The following is a 24,281-nucleotide window of genomic DNA, read 5'->3' as shown; positions in this document are numbered from 1 at the left end:
GGTGCTGGCTTGGATATTGATTGCTCCGTTGTATGGCGTGATGAGCGCCGTCTCGCTGTGAAGTTTCTGAACTGACCGTCAATGTCTTTGTAGACACGCGTTCCTATCCTGAACTCGGACCGTTTGAGTTGTAGGATGCTGAATCCCGAGGTGACGTGCAAACTCGCCGGTTCTATCCCGGCGTCCCTTTTTCCCGGCCGGAGTCGCGGGGGGTGCCAAGCGGCTGCACCGTCAACAATTCGCTTCGACGCCATCGAGCGGCATATCGGAGTCCCGCGTGCACGCGGTAGCCGACATCAGCAGACGCTTGCAGGAGGCCGCCATCCTGCCCTGCGGCGCGCCTGCCGCTGCGCCCTAATTGGACTAGCCAGACGTATGCCTGCTGTTGGCGACGCTCATGAGCGCGCCAAAAGTTGAACGAACCCGTGCACTATGCGCGCGCGTATGCGGGAATGACACCAGCAGGGCGGTACTGTCGGCTGACACAGCCGGTAGCATTCCGCGCTAGCGCTCGAATATCTGGAACTGAAATCCGAAATCGCAGTCAGCGGGGCCGCCGATGCCGTCGGCGACGTTCGCGCCCATCGATTTGAATTCGTGCACGGCTGGCGGGAGCACTTAGCACACCCTCTGGAATGGACGGTAACGCGACTCGTTCTGCCAGAACAGTTGGCCTCGCATCAACAGGCGCCGCACCGAGTTGAAGGGCGAGTGGTTCATTAATTTGATGAAGGATCTTTTCTAAACTGGCACCTTCGCAGATAAAATCCGCCGACGTGTTTCGCGTACCGAGCTTGGCGGAGTCGAATGCAACCTACGCTAGTATCAAGCACTCTCCATAGACGACAACGTCGATATCGTTACCGAGTTGGTCGCTCTTGCGGTTACGGGCAATCTCGAGCCGGCGTGCATGCGGAATTAGAGTGAGAATGGAAAGTCCCGCGATGATCTGCTCTATAGCGGCGTCTTCTCTGGCGCTGAACAGGACGATGTGACGAATCATGGAAGCCTGGTTTGATGCCGCAAGAAGCTGAGATAACGGTCTTCGGAGAGGTGCTATAGCGATCGAATCGCTCGCGCTCAAAGTCATTCCTGTACTGCGGACGCGGACAGTGAAAGCCGCTCGATCGTCTGAATATGGCGGGCGAGCAGATCGCAAGCTCGATCGATGTTGCACGCGCGCAGCGCCTGTAAAATCAGGCGGTGATCCTGATTTGATCGTGGTCGCCAGCCGCCGCTGCGGGCCATCGCGAACACCAACCGTGAATTCGCTAGCTGCAATCCATCAACACTCGCAAGCAGTCGCGGCATCCCGCAGGGAGCGACGAGCGCGTGATGGAACGCGCGGTTGGCCCTCTCGAACTCCTCAATGGTACGGGCGTTCTCTGCATCGCTCAGAGCCAGCTCGATCACGCCAAGCCTTGAGGCGTGAGGTTTGAGGCTGAATTGCGTAGGGCGACTACCTCGAGCGCTGACCGCATCTCGGCGATCTCCTTCACGGACTTGGTATCCAGTGAAGCCACTCGCACGCCGCGGCGCGGGACGGTGATAACCAGATGTTTGGCTTCGAGCTGTCGAAATGCCTCGCGTACCGGAACGTGGCTCGAACTGAACTCCCGCGCGACATGATCCTGTCGCAGCGGTGCGTCCGGACGCAGAGCCCCGTTGATGACCCGCTCCCCGAGCGCATCGGCGATGCGCTCAGCGATTGTCGTATTCTCGTTCATTTAAGATTATCTATCATTTGCCGGTGCAGCGCCGGAAGAGCGAGAGACGCTTCGTCGCGCAGGATTTCTGCAATGCTTGACCCGCTTTCGCGGTCTTTTCGCAGCGCGCTCGCCTTAAAGTGGCGCGATCGGTGGCTCACCGCGCGCCGAACCAAGACTTTGGGCCAGCCCATTCGCCGAAGGTTGTTCCTCGCAAACTCTGCCGGCATCAGTCGGATTGGAGATTATCGATAAATATCGGCGAATATCTACCAATCTGGTGCTGGATACAGAAGTGAGCCTCATGAAAGTCGCTGTCGCAGCTGGAGCCGAAGCGGGCAGCGACAGTCAGTCCGCTCGCACTGATTGGACGCGCGCAGAGGTCGAAGGCCTGTATAGCTTGCCTTTCGCCGACCTGGTGTTTCAAGCGCAGAGCGTTCATCGCGAGAATTTTGATGCAAACCACGTCGAAACCGCCAGCCTACTGAGCATCAAGACCGGCGGCTGTCCGGAAGATTGCGGTTATTGCTCGCAAAGCGCTCATTACGACGCAGGCGTCCAACCGTCTCGCCTGATGGGTCGGTCCGACGTGGTCGCTGCTGCTCAAGCTGCAAAGACAGCTGGGGCGAGCCGCTTCTGCATGGCCGCTGCCTGGCGCAGTCCGAAAGATCGCGATCTGGATCAGGTTTGCGACATGGTGGCCGCGGTCAAGGCTCTTGGACTGGAAACGTGCGTCACGCTCGGCATGTTGGACATACGACAGGCGGAACGGCTGGCCGAAGCCGGGCTCGATTTCTACAACCACAACGTCGACACCTCGCCGGAGTTCTACGCCAGGATCATCACCACGCGAAGCCTGCAGGACCGAATTGACACACTGGCACACGTTCGCGAGGCCGGCATCAAGATCTGCAGCGGCGGCATTGTCGGGATGGGCGAGGACATCGGAGATCGAATAGGGATGCTGCTGTTGCTCGCCAACCTGCCTGGTCATCCGGAAAGCGTGCCGATCAACCTGTGGAATGAGGTGAAGGGCGTTCCGGTCAGCGCGACTGCGAAGCGCCCAGATCCGATCGCGACTATCCGTCTGGTCGCAACCGCCCGGATCATGATGCCGAGGAGCGTCATGCGTCTGTCGGCCGGGCGGCAGTATATGAGCGATGAGCTGCAAGCGCTGTGCTTTTTGGCCGGGGCTAATTCCATTTTCATTGGTGACATGCTGTTGACCACGAACAATCCGCAAGCTCATCGGGACGCAAACTTGTTGAGCAGGCTTGGTATCACCTCTGGGTTGTCCCGGTGAGCTACAGCAGCAACCGGTCGGGTACGAATTTTCATCGTAGGTAGGACATGCACGTTACATTAATGAAGGGGAAGATCCATCGCGCCTCGGTAACCGAGGCCGATCTGCATCCCGAGGGCGCGATTTCGATCGACCGCAGCTTGCTGGACGCTGCGGGATTTGTAGCTAACGAGCACGTGGAGATTTACAACGTCGAGACCGGCGCGCGGTTTGGCACTTACGTCATCGAGGCGCCAGCAGGCTCGGGAGTCGTCGGACTGAATGGTGCTGCGGCACGGCTGGCCATACCAGGAGACAAGCTCATCATCGTGGCGTACGCCTCGTTCAACGACAACGAGGCGCGAACGTTCAGCCCGCGTGTCGTGAGAGTTGATCGGGAGAACCGGATTTTGTCGGGTTGACAAAATATCTCATTGTCGGTCCCGCTGAAACTGCGCGAAGGTTCCAAGAGTTAGCATGCTGCCGGTCTGCGGGTTCAAATTAAACAGTTACGTCGCGGATCTGGAAAGCCTCGCGGGCGACCACCGGCTGCGGAGCCTAAAGCCGCGCGCGGGCATCGATTTCACCTCGAACGACTATCTTGCGCTGTCGAATGCGCCGCGCATCAAGAGGGCGGTGACCGCAGCGCTCGAGGGCGGAACGCCCCTTGGTGCAGGGGGCTCGCGGCTTCTGAGGGGCAATTGCGAGGAGCACGAGGCTCTGGAAGCCGGACGCAGCCCGGTTTTTTCGAGCCGGTACATCTCTCTTCTTTAGTAGTGGTTACATCGCAAATTACTCAATTCTGACCACGCTGCCGCAGCGGGTCGACCTGCTTGTCCTGGATTCGCTCGTGCACGCCAGTGTCCATGAGGGGGCACGCGCCGGCCGAGCGAGCTACCAGCTGGCTCGCCACAACGAGCCGCAGATCATCGAAGACACCATTCGTCGCTGGAGGGGCGCAAGGCGGAATCGGCCGCGTGTGGATCGTTGTCGAAAGTCTCTACAGCATGGACGGCGATTTCGCGCCCCTCGAAGATCTGGTTGGAATAGCCGACCGATATGACGCGTTCTTGCTGGTCGACGAGGCCCATGCGACCGGTGTGTACGGCGACCATGGGAGAGGGTTCGCAGCATCGTATGCAGGACGCGAAAATCTCCTGGTCCTCCACATCTGCGGTAAAGCACTGGGCGCCGCCGGCGCGCTTGTGACGGCCGCGGGTGTGTTGCGCGACTTCATGTGAACCGTTGTCGTCCCTTCATCTTCGCGACCGCGCCCTCCCCGTTGGTGGCCGTAGCGGTGCGGCAGGCGCTGTTGGTCCTTGAACAGGAGCCGCAGCTTCAAGAACGACTGGCAAGTTTGGTCGCGGAAATGCGTCTGCGGGCTTGGCGAAATCCTTCGGCATCACAAATTGTACCACATCTAGTCGGCGATACTGCGCGCACGATGCAATTGGCGTCAAGACTGCAGGCGCGCGGCTTCGATATCCGCGGAATTCGCCCGCCTACTGTGCCGGAGGGGACCGCTCGGCTGCGAATATCGCTGACGCTCAACGTGGTGGAGGATGACGTGCGTGCAATGCTCGACGCTTTGTTCGAGGAGACAACAGGTGAAGCGCGATGAGTAGGCAGATCGTTGTGGTGGGCACGGATACCGGCGTCGGTAAGACGGTCTTCTCAGCCGGGCTCGCCAATTGTCTTGGGGCGAATTATTGGAAGCCGGTTCAAGCAGGCCTGGAGGGAGAGACGGACGCGCAGCTTGTCGAGCGACTGGGCTGTCTGGACGCAGATCGAATCATTCCCGAGCTCTATCGGCTTCAAACACCGGCCTCGCCTCATCATTCGGCGGAACTAGAAGGCATTCGGATCGATACCGAGTTGCCCAAGCTACCGAAGAAGAGCGAGCGGCCGCTTGTGATTGAGGGCGCTGGCGGCGTGATGGTGCCACTGAGCTACGGCAAACTGTTCAGCGACGTGTTTGAGCAATGGCAGATTCCCATCGTGCTGTGCGCGAGCACTCGACTGGGCACGATCAATCATTCGCTGCTCTCGCTAGAGGCGCTTCGAAAGCGGCAGATTCGCATTCTTGGGATTGCATTCATTGGTGAAAGGAATCCGGAGAGTGAGAGCGCGATCTGCGAGATTGGACGGGTGCGGTGGTTGGGGCGACTGCCGTGGCTTTCTCCCCTGACCGTCCGAAGCTCTCCAGCTCGCCTTTAGAGAGTCGTTTCTTCGCGATGATTTCCTGACCTTATGACGTGAGAGACGCGCTCGCCAATTTGGCATCCATTCACCCAGCACGCCCTTCAGGATGAGATGACACGGGTGCTGCGCGGTCAGGGCGCCTACCTCTATACCGATGATGGTCGCCGTATCATCGATGCAATTTCATCGTGGTGGGTTGTCACGCATGGTCATTATTGTGCGCGCGATCCGGGAGCAGGCGAGCAAGCTCAATCAGGTGATCTTCGCGGGCTATACGCATGAACCAGCCGAGGATGTTGCCGCGCTGATTCTGAAATTCACGCCTAGCGGACTGGATTACGTGTTTTTCTCCGACAGCGGCTCCACGAGTGTCGAGGTCGCGTTGAAGATGGCACTCGGCTATTGGCTCAATATCGGCGAGCCGCGTACGCGTGTTGCGGTGATGCAACACTCGTATCACGGCGACACCATTGGGGCGATGTCGGTCGGCGCCCGTAGCGTGTTTAACGCGGCCTACGAGTCCCTGCTGTTCGACGTGAGTGTAGTCCCATTTCCTAAAAGGGGCCGTGAGCAGACGACGCTGGATGCCCTCGAGGTTGCGTGTCGAACCGAGAGCCTCGCCTGCTTCATCGTTGAGCCACTGATATTAGGAGCAGGCGGAATGTTGATGTACCAGGGTTGGGTACTCAACGAGATGAAGCTAATTTGCGAAGCCTCGGGCGTCCTGTTCATTGCCGATGAGGTGATGACGGGCTGGGGCCGCACCGGTACTCTATTTGCCTGCGAGCAGGCAAATGTGACGCCTGATATCGCCTGCTATTCAAAAGGACTGACGGGCGGAGCTTTGCCATTGGCCGTGACGTTATGCCCGGGCCGATATATTCAATGCGCATTACTCAACAGATCGTACGCGCACATTGTTTCATTCGAGTTCATATACGGCCAATCAGATCGCTTGCGCAGCCGCAAAGGCTAATCTGGAGCTCTGGCGGGACGAGGAGCCTAGCGCGCGCGTAAGGTCGGTCGCGAACATGCAGGAGCGCGCGATCGCGCCCTTCCGCACTTACTGTCGGTTTGAAAATGTCCGTCAGACGGGGACTATCACAGCGCTCGACCTGAAATCAGCTGATAGCGGTTATCTCGCGAGCGTTGGTCCGAAGCTTCAGCGCCTGTTCAGAGACCGGAATCTGCTGCTGCGGCCGCTAGGAAATACGATTTATGTGATGCCCCCTTGTTGTGCGACAGCGGCAGATCTTGACGAAATCTACGCCGGCATCAGTGAAGCTGCCGATTTTCTGGCTTGATGACGTGCGCTTAAATTCAGCCGCAACAGAGAGTTCTGCCACAGAGGTTTGTGCTGGTGATCGGAAAGGTTTGCGGCTTTACATACGCCATAGAGGTCAATCGATCTAAATCCATTGAAGATGCGGTGAAGAGAGCAGGATTTATTCGTCGCAAACCCGTTAATTGCAACAATCGGGAGTCGCCGGGGAGTAAAGTTGGCGAGACCAGTGGAGCATGCCGACGGCGCATCGAGCCACGCGGGAGAAGCGGTGATGCGAGCCCAATCGGGCGGACCATGCTGCACCCCTGTCACAGCCGCTTCGAAGCAAATCGGGGCGCGATGTAAGCAGTTTGAAGTGTCGAAGGCATAACGTCTACAGGAGGCGAGAATGCGCAATGGCTCCGATAATTCCCGCCACGGTTCAGCCCGGTGCTGCGCGATTTGCGGAGGAAAGTTTGGCTTGGTCCGCTACTACAATTGGCGAACGGCTCTTTGCTCCAGAAAATGCGTTAATCGCCTCAAGGCGCGGCAGGTAGCCAATCTCAAATGGTTACGCTCGCAGCGACTTGCTTGATTGTGGCGCTTCGCTCAGGTGCGGGATCACGCATGGAAATTGATAGCGCGGATTTCGAGCGCAGGTTGCGCAAAACTGTTCGCGCGGGCGTCTGGTCGCGGTGGCGGGCGAAGCCCTGGCCTTTGAGGACATCGTCCAGAACAATGTGATGCCGACCGCTCGCGTGCAGCGCGCGCGGGCGGCACGTGATCACAGCTACAATCGAGCAGGTCTCAACTCGTCCTCATGGTTGAGAGCAGCACAGAAGCAACAGGTAAGAGATGTCGGCGACAATCATCGATTTTAGCACTTTCAAGGTCCACAGGCGCGTCTCGTGTAGAACAGCAGGCCACGCGCCGCCCTCGACAGCGCTCGAAGGCGCGGTCGCGCCACTCTTCTTTTTTCCGCTTTTCTTGGCTTGGATGCCGTTTTGCCTAATGGCATTGCCTGCGGCGGACCAAGAGACCACCGGCACATCCCTGTGAAGTTGGCGACGGACCATCCACCCGGTTGACAACGCGTCATGCTTCGCGGCTGGTCGAAAAGGCCGTCATCATTCGCGAAATTGGTGCGGCTCAAGGGACTCCCGAACAAGCCTGGGATGCGTTGGGTCGTAGTCGTCGCAACCAGCTTGATGCGCCTCCTTGCGAAGGCTTATTCCGAAATACGGGTGATCGAAGGACATGGATTTGAAGAATGGGTCACATTTCCTCTCCAACCGCGGAAAGGGTCACCATTCCAGTCTTACGACGCTGGAAGCGGGAGGGGCGTCGTGTAGCGATGACCACTGCTTACGACGCCGTTTCGGCGCGCATCGCCGATCCCCTCGTTGATATCCTTCTAGTGGGGGATAGCGTTGGGAACGTCTGTCTCGGGTTCGACAACACTCTCCCAGTCAGCGTGGCAATGATAAACCACCATCTGGAGGCAGTGGCCCGCACGAGGCCTCGTGCCTTGCTTGTGGCGGATATGCCATTCCTCAGCTTTCACCTCAGCCCGGAGGAGACGATCCGAAACGCTGGCGGATTCCTGCAGCGTGGCGCAGACGCTGTGAAGCTGGAAGGGGGAGCCAAGCGCGTCGAAATGATCCGTGCTTTGGCCGATTGCGAAATTCCCGTGATGGGTCATCTCGGCCTCACCCCGCAGAGCGTGAATGTGATGGGCGGATTTAAGGTGCAGGGGAGAACGGCCGATGAAGCCCTGCGCTTGCTGGATGACGCCCATAGTTTGCAGGAAGCCGGATGCTTCGCCCTAGTGTCCTTGAAGGTATCCCAGCCGATCTCGCAGCGCGTGCGACCGAAACCCTGATGATTCCAACGATCGGAATCGGCGCGGGCCCCTCCTGTTCCGGCCAGGTGCTCGTATTCCATGACCTCCTGGGTCTGACCGCAGGTCACCGCCCCAAATTCGTTCGCACTTATGCGGATGGCTTTGGGCTTTTGCAAGACGCGTTGTCCCGCTGGGTCGCCGATGTGCGAGAGGGTTCGTATCCGAGCCCAGACGAATCCTACCGGCTTGCTGAGGCCTTGGCGAGCCGATCGCACAATGGACGCCTTCCAATCGGACGTAAGAGCTACAGATGCAAACCATCAGGACGGTCGCGGAGCTTCGGCAAGCAGTAATCCAAACTCGCAGGCCGAACAAGCGGGGCGGCTTCGTTCCCACAATGGGCTATCTGCACGAGGGACACCGGGCCCTGATCGAAGCGAGCAGAGCGCAGTGTGATGTCAACGTCGTGAGCATTTTCGTGAACCCTATCCAGTTCGGTCCAAACGAGGATCTCGGCACCTATCCTCGCGATTTCCTGCGCGATGAACAATTATGTCAAGATACCGGAGTCGGAATCCTCTTTGCGCCGGGTACAACAGAAATCTATCCGGCTGGATTTGAGACCTTCGTTGAGCCCGGCGAGATCGCAAAGCCGCTCTGCGGAGCCTTTAGACCGGGACATTTCGGTGGAGTTGCGACTGTCGTCTGCAAGCTGTTCAACATGGTACAGCCAGATGTTGCATTTTTTGGACAAAAGGACTTTCAGCAATGCGCGGTGGTGCGCCGCATGACTGTTGATCTTGATCTGCCGATAGAGATCATCACCATACCGACGGTGCGGGAGGCCGATGGGCTGGCACTGAGTAGCCGCAATCGTTATCTCAGTCAGCAAGAGCGTCAGCGGGCGCTCGCCGTCAGTCGCGGCTTATTCGCTGCGGCGGAAAAATTTCAAGCAGGAGAACGAGACGTAGGCCGGCTGCTCGCGATCGCAAAACAGCATTTGGCTGCCGTTGATCGGCTAGAGTACCTCGACCTAGTCGATTGCGGTGATCTTAAACCTGCTGACAGCCCTTTGAGGAGTACGGCGCTGCTGTGCGTTGCTGCCTATGTCGGCTCAACTCGGCTGATCGACAATATCATAATGCCGCTACCAACGTGACATTCTCACCTAGATTCCCGATAATTAGGTGCAAGCGAGGTGCGGACGGCAACGTCGTGAGTCGCTAGCCCAGATTATAGGCCGCGATGGCCGACAAAGCGGACCCGTTCACCAGGAGAGAGTACCATTTGCGCAGAATGGCGGAGCGTTGCTTAGCCGTGAGCTTCGCCCATGTGGGAAAGGCACGTTCAGCAGCCTCCACCGCTCTCGTGCAATCGTGGCTGGAGAGCTGCGGCACTTTGGCAAGCTCGATGCCGGTTGCCGGGTTATTTACGGCAAGGGCAGGTGAGCCGACCCAAGCGCCATCAATGTAGCAGGCCTCCCGCAGAAGCAATGGGTCTTTCAGGCGGTCGCGCAGGTTCGACGAGCCTTGCTTGACTTGTGCGGAGGCGGTCGGGGTCATCGCGTTACTCCTAAGGCTGTCGAATCCGAGCTATCCGGTCTTCCGAAACTGGCGAAAAAAGGCCGCGCGAGAAACCGCGCGGCCGAGTCAGGGAGGAAAACGCCCCGAAGGGCACTGAATAGGAGCCCAGCGAGTAAATGAACTCCCTGGCACTCCAATCCTGCACGAAACGTCGTCAAATCGTGCAAGCGGACATCGGATAATCATTTCTTTCGGATCATTGGCTGCGTTCGCCGCGATATGCTGCAGTTTTTATGCGCAAATGTTCCCGGGGTCGCAGCAACTGCTACTTGTTCGAATTTCGAGCGCTGTTGGTCGGCCGCATCGGACACGTCGCTCGTGTATTCCCGGATCCGCCCCCAGTGGAGTTGCTTTCGGTTTTTTCGGCGTGGGGTAATGCAGCGCTGGTCTTGACTGAGTTCGATTCGTGACGAACCGGCTTGCCGGCGCCGCAAGAATAAAGATCCCGCGAGTGCCAAGGGCCACGACCGATTCAGCGCGTGACGGCGTGTCTTTGGCTCCGACCGGACGAAGTGATCGCCTTGACGTTCAACTTGATGAGACTGCCTGTGCTCTCGTCATGAATCTGTATCAGTTTATCGGTAGCTCAGATCGTGTGGGGCGGAGATCGTTACGCCGGAGACAGTCAAACCCAGGAAGAAATGAATATCGTCGGCGCAGCTTCCGCGCTGGTCCAAACAGATATTGCACCGACAGCAACGGTCGTGAAGGAAACATTGCACGTCATCAGAAACAAAAACGAATTCGTTTCATTGACTAGGCAAAGATGGGTCTTACATTTTCGACGTCAGAGCGAAGGCATCATGCCCCAATAAACTCCGGGCGGCGTTGCTCGGAAAAGATACTTATTCCGATTGGACCTGGAAACGCCGACTCGACGATCGCTCAAGCGATCGGAGATCGCGGAGTGTTGTCTACTGGATCATAGGATGAGGATAAAACATGCGAACTGCGCCAATCGTTGACACGTTTAATCCGCGGGCGAACATCATAGCGCTCTCGCCTCGGCTTGGTGCCGAGATAGTGAACGTCAGACTTCTGCCAAAATCTCTCAGGACGTTCTCTGCGCCATCCGCCAACTCGTGCGTGAGCACAAGGTGATCTTCTTTCGTGACCAGAAGCATCTTGATCACCTTGGGCACGAGCGCTTGTTGGCTATGCTCGGCCAGGCCATTGGTTCAGATGGCGATTCGTCCACAACTATCACCGCCCACGTCGCTTCAGGACTCTCCCTTCAACGGTCGGCGGCGATCGCGCCCGGTGGCCGTGAGGCGGCCTGGTCGAACATGCGAGCCGCATATCTCGACCTTCCGCTGCCGCTGCGTAAGCTGGTTGACGACCTATGGGCCACTTATGGCAATGATTTTTCGGAAGCGGGAGTGTCAAGAGCTGCGGAGGCAAACACGAAGTCTCCGGACGAAGGGGTCGTTCAAACGAGACGTGAAATCGGCCGCCCGGTGGTTCGAATCCAGCCCGAGACGGGTGAGCGCATTCTCGCACTCGGCGATTTCGCAGCCCATTTCGTCGGACTGCAGGAGGATACCGGCCAGAAGCTCTTTCGTCTGCTCCAGTCCTATATCACTGCGCCGGAAAATGCGGTTCGGTGGAAGTGGAAGCTCGGAGACATCGCCATTTGGGACAATCGTGCGGCCCAGTACTATGCGATCGATGACAAGCAGAATGGCGCAACGAGTCGCGACAATCTCGCTCGCGATCTGTCGACTGGTCGCGGCCGCCGGCGCGGGAACGCACCAGGGCCTCAGGCAGCCAGGGCTGCCTGATTCGGCCGGTTCCGGATCTGCTGGAGTCGAACTCCGATGCCGGAGCAAAGCGATGCTCTCTCGAGTTGATACTATGGCTCGTCGCGCAGCCAAAACAATCAAGCCCCTCTTCGCGCTCGCGACGAGGGTGCTGCCGCCGATCCGCCCGTTCGCGCAGGAGCGTCCCGGGATCGGTGGTGTACATTCGTCGGTAGCGCCTGCTTTGCCAAGGCAAATCATTCAAGACAATCACTCACGCAGACGGTTTCCCTTCTGACGAGCTACGTCAGACTTTGGCTCTTGAACGCACAATTGCTGCTCTTTTTGGAGGAAATAGGCAAAATACAACTTCCTAGCCCCGATACTAATTGTTTGAGACGGACCGGGGCGGTTTGTTGAGAAAATCATGGCTACAGAGTCTGCATTGCTTTTCACGATAATAGAGGAACGCAACAAGGCGACACAGAAATGTGTCGGTCGCGGATCTCCAACCTGTGGTCGGGATCGCACCATGAGGCCATTCCTGTACTTGCGACCGAACCTGGCGAGAAGGCCAGCATAGCCCGGCTGCCGACGTGCAGAGCTCGCGCGTGGCCCCCTTGTTGTTCTCAGAGACTAGGCAAGACATCGTTATGTTGAGAAGAGGGCTGCTATGACGTCGCGTTACGAAGCGATGAAGGATGGAGGGCCGACCGGCGTCGGCTCTGCCGCCTCGTTCGCCACCGCAAACGGTGGATTTGTGACGCAGGTAAATTCGTCGGCAGCGAAGACGTGCTTGGAAAACAGGTCCGATCCACCGGATGCTTTGGGGGAGGACGCAGGTCTAAATGGCCAACCTCCGCTCGACGGGGCCTCTTAGTTCTCATGCCTTCCAGTCAGAGGCACCGTCTGGCCACACTTCAGTTGTTATGCGTCAATCCACACGCTCATTCTGGATGGTGCGAGCGGAAGTACCGGGCCCGGCGAGCCCCACGGGCTCGGCGGAAAGTTTCAGTAGAGTCGATCTAGGAAAAGCTGCCCTGCAGCGCGTGAGCATTTTCCGGGTTTGCCAACTGCGAAGATTGAAATTAGACTCTCTATGACGTTTGCAAGCTTTAACATTCTTGAATTGTGGACCGTATGATTTCGCTACGATAGGTTTTCCCTCGGGGGTCCTATGCTTGATCCTGCAACCACCGCACTTCTGCGCGCCGTCCTTGATGAGGTCTGCGTTCACATTTCCACTAACGATACGGGCGCCCGTGCTCATGTTGCCTCAAAAATTCTACAAGCAGCCAGCCGAGGCGACACGTCGCCCGAGCGGCTCAAGCAAATCGCACGTGAGGCTCTCATGGAGGCGCCAACGATGTGGCGATAGTCGCGAAAGGCGCGTGGACGTGAATTTCCAGGTCACAGTTCTGAAGATCCTGGTAAGCTATCCGGACGGCTTCGCAGTGATGGCGGATATCAAACGCGACATGGCAATACTTGCGACCAGCGGATACGACTGGACCGATCGCACCAAGCGATGGCCGCGCATGTGCCGGATCTGGATATCTTCTCGCAGAAATTGGTCGAGCGCCTAACTGGCGGGTGGCGCATCATCGGCAAGGGACGGGAAGTTCTGGAGTTCATGGACGCCCGCTCGCGCCGTCCAGAGCCTCTGACCGAAGAGGCTCCTAGCCAGTCAACCGCTCCGTCAGTGCTAGTACTCAGGCCCCCGGAGCAAATGGTGGCGGCGGAACGAACGCCGCCAGTGCCGCCGCGCCGCCGGCGAACGGATTGCGGGCGGGATTCAGTAAGGCTGCTCTGCGGAACGCCACCGTCGATTGCTGATATCGCAGCTGCCTAAACTGGGCACAACGCAACGCACGCGGCTCCCCGCGAGCAACATTGTCTCGCTGCTATCCAGCAGCGCGTCCGGTGCAGAGAGAAGGTCCGCGGGCAGAAGCCCTGGCTCAAAATTCTCGGACGAGTCGCTGCGCCCCGCTGTCACAGCACTGAAGAGCGGCGAGTGACGACAAAGTTGCGTAAAACTGTGCTGTCTGCGGCCGCGCTCTTGACCCTTGCCCCCTCTCAGGTCAACGAGAAAACCCAATAGGTCAGAATGAGAAGCTGGGGATCATGGATGTGATTGAGCAAGTGAACGCCTCGGAGCTGCCACCCGTCCTGCACAAATCCTCAAGACGTTTTTCTTGGAGTCTCGCGCTCGTAGCCGTCTCCATCGCTCTGTGCGCCGGCGTAGCTTATTGTTGGAGTAACATCGAAACAGCTTTCGCGACGTTATCGGCGCATGAACCGGTGCCTGTGCCGAGTTTATCACCTGAAGATAGGGAAACTCTCTCAGAGATTCGATCGGGGCAACGGCAAGCGATTGAAGAGATGGCAGAGCTCAATCGCAGTATCGGTGCGCAGCAGGCCGATTTGACACGGATGGCGGATCAGATCGAGGCGCTGACCGCGAACATCGTGTCTCTGCAGAATTTACCCCTCGCCATGACTGTGCCCCCGACTCCTCCGCCGCCTGCACCCCATCCCGTCTTGAGGCCGGTAAAGAGAGTGATCCAGCCGCCCAAACCGGAAGGGCCCGTCTCGGTCGGGGGCGTGCCGCTCGCCCCCGAGTGAAACTCCGACCAGCGTTGATGGAGGCAACGGCCTTGTCGTGGGCGCGTCTCAATTTGCTGCCCTTCAGTCCCGCAGACGTGCACTGGCGAACAAAGATAGTCGTAGCGATCTGCGGTCGACCTGAACCCGCGGTCAATCTTCGGAGGGAACCTCGATCGGTACGGCAAAGCCCGCTTTTATGCGATCCAACACGACCATCGTCTTAAAGCCTTTTATGTCAGGGTTCACATAGAAAAATTTCCGCGTGAACTCCTCATAATCCTCCATGGTGCGGGCGGTAATGTATAGGACAAAGTCCGCTTCCCCAGTTACGTAGAAGCCGTTGACGACCTCAACTGACGATTTAACGGCCTTCTTAAACTTGTCGATTATATCAGCCCGTTCGCGCTCCAGACTAACAAGCACAAGCATCTGAATGGGTCTGCCTACCGCCTTCGGCGAAACAATCGAGATATCAGCCTCAATGATCCCATCAGAACGGAGCTTCTTCAGTCGCCGCTGACACGCGGTGGCAGAAAGTCCGGCCAGGTCGCCGACTGCTTCGGAAGTGATACGATTGTTTTTTTGCACGATCTCGAGGATGCGGGCATCAATCCGATCGTACTGCATAATCGGACCTCAATCTTGAGGCGAATTTCACCGCGATATCCGTTCGCGGCGCAGGAAATCGCCCGAGATTAGCACATCCCGCTATGTTTTCAACAATGACCGCTTACGGACACCCCTTCGCTCAGCGAGCCACCTTGCCGGCATCGCGGGAGACGATAAGGCGACGATAACAGCTACTGCTTTGAAGCTCTGCGGCTGTGCGCCTGCAGCGAAGGGGCGATGAGCTACTTGCAGCGCCGCAATGCGCATGAGGCAATCCCAAGCTGAGGCATTCAACTCCCAATTCGGCGCTCTGGTGCAACGAGCAGACCGCCAGCATCGCGGTCAGAGCGCGACAATCCGCGCTAGACCAGCGAATATCTTTTGACCAGTTTGCCAGGGTTTAGCCCGCTGAACTCAGTGATTTCGCAGCCCAGCGGAACTGCACCCGCAGAGTAGGGAGGCGAGATATCCACCGCTGCCGTGCCGTAGGAAATCGTACAAAAATGTGCCTGCAGCCCCATTTCTGAGGAATCGCAATGGAATAGACACGAATTCGCGGTACAATCGCTTGCTAAGACGTCAAGGTGGATCACGCAGGCAAACGCAACCAGCCGGCGTTGATAGGATCATACTGAAGACCATGTCGACCGCTCGCCATATTGTTAGTTTGCTGAAGAGCCACATTGCCGGCGACGGTGAGCGTTTCCTCGCGACCGCAATGCAGCTTGCCGCGCATGAGGCGCGGCAGGGGCATGGGAAGCTGGCGCAGGAACTCAAAGAGCTGATTGACCAGGCCAAAACAAGCGACGCTGCAATGATCAAGACGGCGCGCCCCGTTCCGTTAGTGCAGCCTAAAGGCGAATTGGCTGGGGTGCTGCACGCCGGTTATCCGGACCTGCGTCTGACCGACATGGTACTGCCGGACGAATTGCGACATCGGCTCGAACGCGTGCTGACTGAGCAGCGGCAGCAGCAGAATTTGCGCCAGCACGGTCTGAAGCCACGTCGCAAACTGCTGCTGGTGGGACCGCCTGGTTCGGGCAAGACCATGACGGCTGCCGCCCTGGCGGGCGAACTCCATCTCCCATTGTTCACCGTCGTCCTAGATGGCCTGATCACGAAATACATGGGCGAGACGGCCGGAAAGCTACGGCTGGTCTTCGACGCTATGCAGGCAACACGCGGGGTCTACTTTTTCGACGAGTTCGATGCTATTGGTGCCCGGCGCGGGGAGCGACAGGACGTCGGCGAAATTCGCCGTGTCTTGAACTCTTTCCTGCAATTTCTGGAGCAGGATGAAAGCCACGGCCTCGTCGTTTCTGCGACCAACCATCCCGAGCTATTGGACAGGGCGCTCTTTCGTCGATTTGACGACGTTATTGAATACGCGTTGCCTGATTCGAACTTGGCTGAAGCCTTGCTGCAAGCGCGCCTCGATCGCTTCGACACGCGCGGAATCGCCTGGAAGCATGCCGTCGAGCAGGCCCATAATTTATCTCAGGCGGAAATTGTAAGAGCTGCGGACGATGCGGCTAAAGCGATACTCTTGCAGGGCGGGAAACGCATAACATCAGAGGCGCTCAGTCAAGCGCTGATGGAACGCCGGCGGGCCTCGCTGTCTGAGTAAGCGACAGTACAGGTAATAATGGCAGACGATTTTCCTCGGGATCGACCCCACATCCATCTTCGCGGCAACGGTGTTCGAGAGCCTTATCGGCGACCCAAGCAGAAAATCGAACCGCCCGCGGTGCCTGAACGCGATCGTGCAGGCCATGCAGCGGCGTTGGTCCAGGCTGTTGGACAGGCAATTCAGGCGGCTCGAGCGCAGATCGCCGCTCGCGATCTCAACCTCGCCGTAGGGCTAGCAGGGTCATACTTTGATATCGAATTGCCGGCGCGCGAGCGCATCGCCCTGGATCAATTGGCCGATCGACGACAAAAGATGGAAGTTGTCGCGGTCCATGATCCCATAAGAGAAGGTGAGCCGCTCCGCGCTTCGGTCTTCGTGCCACAACAGGCTGAGAACTACTATCTGCGAAAAGTCGAGGCCTATCGCGACTCCGACACCAAGAAGGGCAGCCCGCGGAATGAGCCGTTGGTGTCGCGGATTGACACTATCCGGCTGGCTACAGCACGTTCGCTCTACACCGACGATGACGCGCTCTTTCCGCAGCTACCCAATGAAGAGGTCTGGTGGGAGATCTGGCTGCGCAGGGGGCGTCGGGAAAATTTCGAGCGCATCGCCCAAGCGCTGAATGTCACCCTGCGCGCACATGCGGTCAAATTTCCCGAGCGAGAGGTCATGCTTGCGCTTGCGACCGTAGCAACGCTGGACCGGCTTGTGGCTCACAGCGACGTCGTGGCCGAGTTGCGGCGCGCGAAGGATACACCGTCTTTCTTCATGGGGCTCGGGGGCGCAGAGCAGCGCGATTGGAGCGGTGAACTGCTCCACCGCGTGACACCGCCGCGCAACGATGTCGCTGTCTGTGTTCTCGACAGCGGGGTGCGTCGAACTCACCCCTTGATCGAACCTGCGCTTGCCGCCGAAGACTGTCACACAATCAAGCCCGACTGGGGCAGCGACGACACCCCGGCGTGGCGAGGTCATGGGACGCGAATGGCCGGTGTTGGACTCTACGGCGACCTTGTCCCCGTCCTCGCCGGAAATGATCCAATTGCCTTGTCTTATCGGCTCGAGAGCGTGCGCATTTTGCCGCCCGAGGAGGAGGCGAACGATCCCGAGCTCTATGGTGCGATCACCGGAGAGGCAATTGCTCGAGCCGAAATTCAGGCGCCGACCCGTCGCCGCGCCATTGCAATGGCAGTTACCAGTTCAAATCCTGCGCGCGGTCGACCGACATCGTGGTCAGCGGCGATCGACCAACTTTGTTTTGAGCAGGAGCAGCGGCGCCTAATCATTCTGTCCGCAGGAAATATCGCCGAGGATTTGACGCCGGCTGACCATCTCACACGCAATGATGTTGAAGGCGTTGAGGATCCGGCACAGGCGTGGAATGCGCTGACGGTTGGTGCTTACACTGAGAAAGTGGATATCATCGATCCTGAGTTCGCCGGCTACGCACCGGTCGCACCGGCGGGCGAGCTATCGCCGCGCAGCAGGACTTCTGTTGTTTGGGACCGGCAATGGCCTGTGAAGCCCGACGTCGTGTTCGAAGGGGGCAACCTCGCGCATGACGGAGTCCTCCCCGGCGAACCGATTGACGATCTGCAAATCCTCACGACTTATTTCCGCCCCGAGCTACGTCACTTCACAACCCTTGGCGACACGAGCGCGGCCACCGCCCATGCCGCCCGGCTGGCGGGACAAATTTTGGTCGCGCGCCCGGGCCTCTGGCCAGAAACGGTCAGGGCTTTGATTGTGCATTCGGCTGACTGGACCCCACAGATGCGCGCTCGAATCGACGCATGCAACGGTGTAAAGGGGCAATTACAGGCGCTCGTACGTCGCTATGGTTATGGAGTTCCAGATCTTGACCGGGCGCTCCTTTCGACAGTGAACGATTTAACGCTCATCGTCGAAGATGAACTTAATCCGTTTCAGCGAGAGGGGAGTGCGGCTGCCAAGACCCGCGACATGAAACTCCATCGCCTGCCTTGGCCGAAGGAGCAGCTGGCCGCACTTGGGGCCGCGCAGGTAGAGCTACGAGCGACTTTATCCTATTTCATCGAACCCAACCCTGGAGAGCGTGGGTGGACAAGACGAAATCGGTACGCCTCGCACGGTCTTCGCTTCCGCGTGAAATGGGGGACCGAGACGATCGACGAGTTCAGAGCCCGCATTAATCAGGCGGCACGCGACGAGGAGCAGGGAGCGCCTCCAGGTGGAGGCGAGGATTGGCTGCTCGGAACATTTCGCGACAATGGATCCGTGCATTCCGATTTTTGGTCTGGGAGCGCAGCTGACCTCGCCGAGCGTGATGCCATTGGCGTCTTTCCGGTCGGAGGTTGGTGGAAAGAAAAGCCCTATCTGGAGCGATTTGACGGGACTGCCCGCTATGCGCTGATCGTGACGATCAGAGCTCCGGGGGCAAATGTGGACATCTTCACGCCAGTTGAGAATGCGGTCGCTGTCGCCAGCGAGATCGAAGTCTGATCGGAATTCTCCGCAGCAAAAGCTTCCACTCGATACGATCGGACACCTCCGGCAGTCAAGTTGGTCCAAGCCGACCCGCACCTCGGTTCGATTTGCTGTAAGCCAAAAAGGGAGCCTGTTGATGGGCTAATCGCAACGTTTGGGCCGACAACATTCCAGGTGCTCCCCAAACATTGCGTCCACTATGTAGGGGGCTCTCCATTGTCCGCATTGTCCGCGCATGATTTTGTCGTTGCTCATCTCCTTCCTCAACATGGTCACCGGACCGCTCGCGACCCGCGGCCATACAAAAGCGACCTCTTCTAGCTCCAGAACTCCTTTATCGCTCTACGATCCGCTCGACGGACAAGGGTCGTGTGTTCAGCCAAAATCTGGTGATCGGAGGCGGTGAGGGTAGCACGATGGCGCAGGTGATTTTCGTGCTGCGGAGCCGAGTGCCCCCGTTGTGCCCTGGCTTTTCTGGGGCACACCTGCAGGGAGCGAATTCTGTAAGTCGCTGATCATGCGGTGCTAATGGTGGGCGCACAAGGGATCGAACCTTGGACCTCTCCCGTGTGAAGGGAACGCTCTCCCGCTGAGCTATGCACCCGAAACCATCATGCAGGCGACCCGAGTTTCGGCCGCCGGCGCTTTGGAGCCCGCGATTTAGAAGTGCGGGCCGAAGGTGTCAAGTTTCGAGGCGCTGCCCGGGCCGGAAAACCTTCCCCCGGACCCGCAATGCGGCGGCGAGACCGTTTTGGGGCCGCCTACGCGCCCTGCTGGCGGGCGCGGGAGGCGTGGGCCTGGAGCGCGCGGATGCGTTCGGCCAGTGTTCCGCCACCTTCGGGCAGGGTGCCTGCGGCCGCGCCGTTGGTCGGGGCGTCGTTGGCCGGGCGCGGCGCCGGCCTCGGCGGCTGGCCGGCCTCGGCCGCGAGCAGGGCTTCGATCGGCGAGTTCGGGCCTTCGAGCTGCATCGCGAGCTTGGCCACCTCGGCGGCGATGTCGTTGATGCGTTCGCGCAGCAGCGCGTTCTCCATCCGCTCGGTCGCCCAGGAGCTCTCGGCCTGTTGCTGGATCGCGTTGATGTCGCGCTGCAGCTTGGCGCGCTCGTCGCGGGCGGTACGGAGCTGCTCCTCCAGCGCGGCCTTTTCCGCGCGGATCGAGTCCATCGCGGCCGACGATTTGCCGCCGCTCAAGGCCGCGATCTCGACGCGCAGCTCCTTGATGGTGCGCTCGTTGCCCTCGTTGGCCTGGCGGAGCTGGTTGTTCTCATAGTCGCGCTCGGCGAGCAGCTTGCCCTGCGTGGCAAGGCGTCCCTCGAGATCGCCGACGCGACCCGACAGCATCTCGGCCTCTTTCACCTGCAACATGAGCTGGCGATCTAGGTCGGTGACGCGCTGGCTCAGATTCTCGACGCGGCCGCGGGCGTCGCCGAGCTCACGGGAGGCGGTCTCGGATTCGGTACGCTCCTGCGCCAGCCGCGCCTGCGTCGCGGCAAATTCCTTTTCGGCGTCGCCGACGCGGTTCTTCAGCTCCTCGATCTGCGCACGTACCACAACCAGCTCGACCTGGCGGCTCTCCGCCATCATCGAGCGGTCGGACAGTTCGGAATTGATCTTTGCGAGTTCGCCCTGCTTGTCGGTCAGCGCGAGCTCGGCCGCGCGCAGGGCTGCGGTCTTGGTGTTGAATTCCTCTTCGGTGGCGCGGAGCTGCTCCTTCACCGCCTTCTCGCGCGCTTCGAGCGCGAAGATCGTGGCGTTCTTCTCGCCGAGCTCGATCTTCATGCGGTTGATGGCGTCGCTCTTCTTGCCGAGCTCGGCGAGCTGGCTCGTGGTCTTGTTCTTGAGCTGGTCGACGCTCATCTCGAGCCGTCGCGCCGACATGGCGAACTCGGCGCGGAGCTGGTCCTTGTCGGCCTGGATCTCGGCCATCGACAACGGCGTGGCGGCTTCGAGCAGGCGCGTGGTCAGGCGCACGGCGCGGTTATGCACCAGCGGCACGATCGCAAGACCGCACAGCATCGAGAGCAGGAAACCGATCGCCAGGTACATGATCGGTTCGACCATGGGCCAGAACTCCCAAAGCTAAGGAAAAATTTACCAAGGACATTGCATGCGGGGCCGGCAAAAAGCCAGCCCCGACATGTCGTTAACCTTGATCCGTCGCCGGAGGGGGAAGCGGGACGCTAGAACGGGTTCCAGGTCGCGCGCGGGGTGAATTTCAAATAGCCGATATTGGCTCCCAGCCGCAGGCCGAGGCCCGAGCGGATCGGCACCAGCACGATGTTGTTGGCGGTGAGCGCCGTCATGCCGAAGCCGCCGATGATGTAGGCCGAGCCGTCGAGGCCGGCGAAGCGCTGGTAGATAGCGTTGGTGGCGGGCAGATTATAGACCAGCGTCATGGTACGCGCGCCGTCGCCACCCCAGTCGAAGCCGAGCGACGGACCCTGCCAGTAGACTCTGAGGTCACCGGCGTTCTTGGTGTAGAGCGTGCCTTCGCCGTAGCGCAGGCCGGCGACGAAAGCGCCGGACCCTTCCTCACCGAGGATATAGCCGTTGGGCAGGCCCCATTGGCTGACCGCCTTCTCGATGATCGAGGCGAGACCGCGCGAGACGTTGCCGAAGAAGCGGTGGCCGGCGTTCACGAGTTCGTCCGGCCCATAGGTGCTGGGCGTCGGGGTCCGCTGCGGCGGCGGCAAATCGGGCGGCGGCGGCTGCTGGGCGGAAGCCGGAATGATCCACCCGACCATCGCGGCAAGCGCGACTGCGGCAAGGCGTGATGCGAAAGTCATAAAAGAACCCCTGGTATCGAATCCGGTCGCTTCCTTAACCTGGCGCCAACAGGCGCGGCTCTAGGTTGCGCCGGATGTCCCCTCGACTCGGATGTTATCCGCAGCAACTATGACGGCACAACGGCAGGAAGCCAGCCCTTTGCGCCCCGGAATTGCCTTGATCGGCCTTCTGGTCTGCATGCTGTCGGGCATTTGGATCCTCTGCATGGGGTTGCCGGCGCAAGCGGCCACCACTGAGCGGATCGTCGTCAACCGCTTCAGCGGCGTGGCGATCGAGGGCTTCGACCCCGTGGCCTATTTCGTCGATGGCGCGGCCGTGCAGGGGACGGCCGAGTTCGAGGCGAACCTGTGGGCCGCAGTCTGGCGCTTTCGGAACGAGGGCAACCGGGCCTCTTTCCTGGCCCATCCCGAAGTCTACGGCCCGCAGTTCGGCGGCTACGATCCGGTCGATATCGCCCGCGGCGTCACCATCGCGGCCAACCCCCGTTTCTTCACGATCGCGTCGCAGCGGCTCTATCTGTTCAGCCGGGAAGCCAATCGCGACGCCTTCGCCGCCAATCCCGAGCGCTTCCTCTATGAGGTGGGCAAGCGCTGGCCGGCCCTCCAGGACAAGCTCAGCCAGTAGCGTCTTTACGATTTCAGAGTCTTGCCGCCTGCGGGTCACCCCAAGCGATGAACTCCGGGATGATGAAGCCGACGTCGTGCCGCTCGCCGAAGCGGAGTGCGCCGCCCTTGCCGTCGGTCACGCTGCCGCCGGCGGCGGTCACGACCGCGTAGCCGGCCCCGACGTCCCATTCACAGGTGGGCCCGAAGCGGGGATAGATGTCGGCACTGCCTTCCGCGATCCGGCCGAATTTCACGGCCGAGCCGACCGTCTTCCTGACGGCGTTGGCGCGGTGATCGATGAACGCCTCGGTTCTGGGATCTCCATGCGAGCGGCTCACCGCGGCGATCCAGGGTTCGCCTAGGGGCGGCAGCTTGCGGGTATGGATCGGCTCGGCAGCGCCGATGGTCGCGCCGTCGAACCTGACCCGCTCGGCGCCGCGGCCGACGATGCCGCGCCAGAGCAGCCCGAGTGCGGGCGCGCTGACAATGCCCAGCAGCGGCACGCCCGATGTCACGAGTGCAAGGTTGACGGTGAACTCGTCGCGCCCGGCGACGAACTCCTTGGTGCCGTCGAGCGGGTCGATCAGGAAGAAGCTGTCGCGGAATGGCGGCGAGGCGAGCTGGGTCCGCTCTTCCGAGAGCGTCGGGATGTGGCCCGCAAGCTGCGCCAGGCCGTCCGCAATGATGCGGTCGGCGGCAAGGTCGGCCTCGGTCACCGGTGAGCCGTCCTGCTTGCCGTCGACCCGCATCGCCGTGCGGTTGACCGCGAGGATGGCTTCGCCCGCCTTCACCACCAGCGCGGTGAGCGGCTCCATCAGGTGGGAGGCGGCCGCGCCGTCGATGATCCGCTTCACCTGCATGCCTCATTCATCGGCAATTCCATCCCTACTCAGTGATTCGCCGCGGCATTAGGGCCGCTTCGAACCGATCGCAAGCTAGCTGCCACGGGCTTGCGAATGTTAGAACCAGCAGCATTCGTCAAGCATGCTTGATTCGCCGCGTCCGCGCCGTGCAATTCCAGGAACCCTTTATGTCTGACGCTTCGTCACCCGCTACCGCCACCGCTCCAGATGCGCTCGAACTCGCTGCGCTGCTGTGCTCGCGGGTCTGCCACGATCTCATCAGCCCTGTCGGCGCCATCGTCAATGGGCTCGAAGTGCTCGACGACGATCCCAAGCCCGACGACCGCGAGTTCGCACTCGACCTGATTCGCAAGAGCGCGAAGACCGCCTCCGCCCGCCTCCAGTTCTGCCGCCTCGCCTTTGGTGCGGCCGGCTCGTCCGGCGCGCAGATCGATCTCGGCGACGCCCAGACCATGGCGCGCGGCCACATCGAGGACGGCAAGTGCTCGATCACCTGGAATCTGCCGCGGATCCTGCTGCCGAAGAATCGCGTCAAGCTATTGCTCAACATGCTGGTCGTTTCGCAGCACACGATCCCGCGCGGCGGCACGCTGACGATCGATCCTATCGGCGAGGGCGAGACGATGAGTTTCCGCATCACCGCGACCGGACATAATGCGCGCCTGCCGCAGAACATCGCCGAGCTCCTGAGCGGCGAGCGCGGCCCGGCTGCGGATGCACATGCGATCCAGCCTTATTATACGCGGCTGTTGGCAGAGGCCTGCGGGCTGACCGTGAGGCTCGCGCACGAAGGCGAGGCCATCACCATTATCGCTTCATAGACCTGCCGCCGCTCTCAAACGTTAATCAAGTCTTTACGAGGCGCTTCGGCTTGTCCGGAGCGCCTTATCTCTTTGTTGATTCCGTTCTTTTCCACATACTCAACCATTATTAAACGCTTTGCGGTGAAGCTGGCCCCATTCCGAATTGGCGCATCACGTCTTGTGTGCGCGCCCTCCCTGTATGAAGGCCTGTTTTCATGGATGATCTGTTGCGGGAGTTTTTGACGGAAACCAGCGAGAGCCTGGACACCGTGGACAATCAGCTGGTGAAG

15 protein-coding genes, 1 tRNA gene and 8 pseudogenes are annotated in these 24,281 nt (G+C 59.7%); 15 read left to right on the top strand and 9 right to left on the bottom strand.

What is annotated here, in order from left to right; genetic code table 11:
• Nucleotides 1–832 precede the first annotated feature (832 nt).
• Together AC0L27_RS39280 and AC0L27_RS39275 are read right to left on the bottom strand one after the other, a co-directional pair.
• Nucleotides 833–1,003: pseudogene (locus AC0L27_RS39280) on the bottom strand (Dabb family protein); the annotation flags it as partial.
• Between the two features lie 83 nt (nt 1,004–1,086).
• Nucleotides 1,087–1,727, bottom strand: a pseudogene (locus AC0L27_RS39275) (GntR family transcriptional regulator).
• Between the two features lie 283 nt (nt 1,728–2,010).
• On the opposite strand from AC0L27_RS39275, the gene bioB reads away from it, so the two are divergent.
• The 7 genes and pseudogenes from bioB (at nt 2,011) to panC (ending at nt 9,456) form a co-directional block, all read left to right on the top strand.
• Nucleotides 2,011–3,009, top strand: a complete 999-nt coding sequence (bioB, locus tag AC0L27_RS39270; RefSeq protein ID WP_473323299.1) for a biotin synthase BioB — start codon at nt 2,011–2,013, stop codon at nt 3,007–3,009.
• Between the two features lie 47 nt (nt 3,010–3,056).
• Complete coding sequence (gene panD / locus AC0L27_RS39265; protein ID WP_369726163.1) at nt 3,057–3,410, top strand: aspartate 1-decarboxylase; 354 nt, start codon at nt 3,057–3,059, stop codon at nt 3,408–3,410.
• A 55-nt stretch (nt 3,411–3,465) separates the two neighbouring features.
• Nucleotides 3,466–4,609 (top strand): annotated as a pseudogene (locus tag AC0L27_RS39260) (8-amino-7-oxononanoate synthase).
• A pseudogene (bioD, locus tag AC0L27_RS39255) lies at nt 4,606–5,242 on the top strand (dethiobiotin synthase). Before AC0L27_RS39260 ends, bioD begins: the two co-directional pseudogenes overlap by 4 nt.
• A 59-nt stretch (nt 5,243–5,301) precedes the next feature.
• Nucleotides 5,302–6,494, top strand: a pseudogene (locus tag AC0L27_RS39250) (adenosylmethionine--8-amino-7-oxononanoate transaminase).
• Nucleotides 6,495–7,724: 1,230 nt separating this feature from the next.
• Nucleotides 7,725–8,598: pseudogene (panB, locus tag AC0L27_RS39245) on the top strand (3-methyl-2-oxobutanoate hydroxymethyltransferase).
• A gap of 9 nt (nt 8,599–8,607) precedes the next feature.
• On the top strand, nt 8,608–9,456 hold the full coding sequence (panC, locus tag AC0L27_RS39240) for a pantoate--beta-alanine ligase (RefSeq protein WP_473323292.1): 849 nt from the start codon (nt 8,608–8,610) through the stop codon (nt 9,454–9,456).
• Between the two features lie 109 nt (nt 9,457–9,565).
• On the opposite strand, the pseudogene AC0L27_RS39235 reads toward panC, so the two are convergent.
• Nucleotides 9,566–9,859, bottom strand: a pseudogene (locus tag AC0L27_RS39235) (aldehyde dehydrogenase family protein); the annotation flags it as partial.
• 1,118 nt (nt 9,860–10,977) lie between these two features.
• Here AC0L27_RS39235 and AC0L27_RS39230 point away from each other — a divergent pair.
• From AC0L27_RS39230 to AC0L27_RS39215, 4 genes and pseudogenes are all read left to right on the top strand, one after another.
• Nucleotides 10,978–11,661 carry a TauD/TfdA dioxygenase family protein gene (locus AC0L27_RS39230; protein ID WP_473323290.1) on the top strand — a complete coding sequence of 228 codons (684 nt, stop codon included), beginning with the start codon at nt 10,978–10,980 and terminating at the stop codon, nt 11,659–11,661.
• Nucleotides 11,662–12,796: 1,135 nt separating this feature from the next.
• Nucleotides 12,797–12,997, top strand: coding sequence for a hypothetical protein (locus tag AC0L27_RS39225; RefSeq protein WP_369726159.1), 201 nt, complete (start codon nt 12,797–12,799; stop codon nt 12,995–12,997).
• Between the two features lie 19 nt (nt 12,998–13,016).
• A pseudogene (locus AC0L27_RS39220) lies at nt 13,017–13,421 on the top strand (hypothetical protein).
• 322 nt (nt 13,422–13,743) lie between these two features.
• Entirely contained in the window at nt 13,744–14,244 is a 501-nt protein-coding gene (locus AC0L27_RS39215) for a hypothetical protein (RefSeq protein ID WP_369726158.1), read from the top strand.
• 132 nt (nt 14,245–14,376) lie between these two features.
• On the opposite strand, the gene AC0L27_RS39210 is transcribed toward AC0L27_RS39215, so the two are convergent.
• Nucleotides 14,377–14,853 (bottom strand): Lrp/AsnC family transcriptional regulator, encoded by a 477-nt coding sequence (locus tag AC0L27_RS39210; protein WP_369726157.1) that lies wholly within the window; start codon nt 14,851–14,853, stop codon nt 14,377–14,379.
• Nucleotides 14,854–15,475: 622 nt separating this feature from the next.
• Here AC0L27_RS39210 and AC0L27_RS39205 point away from each other — a divergent pair.
• Together AC0L27_RS39205 and AC0L27_RS39200 are read left to right on the top strand one after the other, a co-directional pair.
• Nucleotides 15,476–16,462: an AAA family ATPase gene (locus AC0L27_RS39205; protein WP_473323288.1), complete on the top strand. Its 987-nt coding sequence runs from the start codon at nt 15,476–15,478 to the stop codon at nt 16,460–16,462.
• An 18-nt stretch (nt 16,463–16,480) separates the two neighbouring features.
• Nucleotides 16,481–18,949, top strand: coding sequence for a S8 family peptidase (locus AC0L27_RS39200; RefSeq protein ID WP_473323286.1), 2,469 nt, complete (start codon nt 16,481–16,483; stop codon nt 18,947–18,949).
• 514 nt (nt 18,950–19,463) lie between these two features.
• Here the strand turns inward: AC0L27_RS39200 and AC0L27_RS39195 are convergent.
• The 3 genes from AC0L27_RS39195 to AC0L27_RS39185 form a co-directional block, all read right to left on the bottom strand.
• A tRNA-Val gene (locus AC0L27_RS39195) sits at nt 19,464–19,538 on the bottom strand.
• A gap of 157 nt (nt 19,539–19,695) precedes the next feature.
• A complete protein-coding gene (locus AC0L27_RS39190) occupies nt 19,696–20,994 on the bottom strand; it encodes a coiled-coil domain-containing protein (RefSeq protein WP_354210464.1) in 1,299 nt (432 codons plus the stop codon).
• Nucleotides 20,995–21,113: 119 nt separating this feature from the next.
• A complete protein-coding gene (locus AC0L27_RS39185) occupies nt 21,114–21,719 on the bottom strand; it encodes a DUF1134 domain-containing protein (protein WP_007606270.1) in 606 nt (201 codons plus the stop codon).
• A 139-nt stretch (nt 21,720–21,858) separates the two neighbouring features.
• Here AC0L27_RS39185 and AC0L27_RS39180 point away from each other — a divergent pair, with 139 nt between their 5' ends.
• Nucleotides 21,859–22,344, top strand: a complete 486-nt coding sequence (locus AC0L27_RS39180) for a YHS domain-containing (seleno)protein (RefSeq protein ID WP_354210463.1) — start codon at nt 21,859–21,861, stop codon at nt 22,342–22,344.
• A 13-nt stretch (nt 22,345–22,357) separates the two neighbouring features.
• On the opposite strand, the gene AC0L27_RS39175 is transcribed toward AC0L27_RS39180, so the two are convergent.
• Nucleotides 22,358–23,185, bottom strand: coding sequence for a 3'(2'),5'-bisphosphate nucleotidase CysQ family protein (locus AC0L27_RS39175; RefSeq protein ID WP_354210462.1), 828 nt, complete (start codon nt 23,183–23,185; stop codon nt 22,358–22,360).
• Nucleotides 23,186–23,355: 170 nt separating this feature from the next.
• Here AC0L27_RS39175 and chpT point away from each other — a divergent pair, with 170 nt between their 5' ends.
• Nucleotides 23,356–24,009 (top strand): histidine phosphotransferase ChpT, encoded by a 654-nt coding sequence (chpT, locus tag AC0L27_RS39170; protein ID WP_354066159.1) that lies wholly within the window; start codon nt 23,356–23,358, stop codon nt 24,007–24,009.
• 14 nt (nt 24,010–24,023) lie between these two features.
• Here the strand turns inward: chpT and AC0L27_RS39165 are convergent.
• Nucleotides 24,024–24,281: hypothetical protein (locus tag AC0L27_RS39165; protein WP_473309117.1), on the bottom strand; the 258-nt coding region annotated here is incomplete at its 5' end.

This window comes from Bradyrhizobium sp. Ken51, assembly GCF_055807435.1.
This window is presented reverse-complemented; position numbering and strand designations above follow the sequence as displayed.

Excerpts from the sequence above, each read along its gene's own strand:
- AC0L27_RS39205 (WP_473323288.1), top strand. The coding sequence starts at position 15,476 with ATGTCGACCGCTCGCCATATTGTTAGTTTGCTGAAGAGCCACATTGCC.
- AC0L27_RS39200 (WP_473323286.1), top strand. The coding sequence starts at position 16,481 with ATGGCAGACGATTTTCCTCGGGATCGACCCCACATCCATCTTCGCGGC.
- panC (WP_473323292.1), top strand. The coding sequence starts at position 8,608 with ATGCAAACCATCAGGACGGTCGCGGAGCTTCGGCAAGCAGTAATCCAA.
- chpT (WP_354066159.1), top strand. The coding sequence starts at position 23,356 with ATGTCTGACGCTTCGTCACCCGCTACCGCCACCGCTCCAGATGCGCTC.
- panD (WP_369726163.1), top strand. The coding sequence starts at position 3,057 with ATGCACGTTACATTAATGAAGGGGAAGATCCATCGCGCCTCGGTAACC.
- AC0L27_RS39185 (WP_007606270.1), bottom strand. The coding sequence starts at position 21,719 with ATGACTTTCGCATCACGCCTTGCCGCAGTCGCGCTTGCCGCGATGGTC.
- AC0L27_RS39215 (WP_369726158.1), top strand. The coding sequence starts at position 13,744 with ATGGATGTGATTGAGCAAGTGAACGCCTCGGAGCTGCCACCCGTCCTG.
- AC0L27_RS39190 (WP_354210464.1), bottom strand. The coding sequence starts at position 20,994 with ATGGTCGAACCGATCATGTACCTGGCGATCGGTTTCCTGCTCTCGATG.
- AC0L27_RS39210 (WP_369726157.1), bottom strand. The coding sequence starts at position 14,853 with ATGCAGTACGATCGGATTGATGCCCGCATCCTCGAGATCGTGCAAAAA.
- AC0L27_RS39225 (WP_369726159.1), top strand. The coding sequence starts at position 12,797 with ATGCTTGATCCTGCAACCACCGCACTTCTGCGCGCCGTCCTTGATGAG.
- AC0L27_RS39175 (WP_354210462.1), bottom strand. The coding sequence starts at position 23,185 with ATGCAGGTGAAGCGGATCATCGACGGCGCGGCCGCCTCCCACCTGATG.
- bioB (WP_473323299.1), top strand. The coding sequence starts at position 2,011 with ATGAAAGTCGCTGTCGCAGCTGGAGCCGAAGCGGGCAGCGACAGTCAG.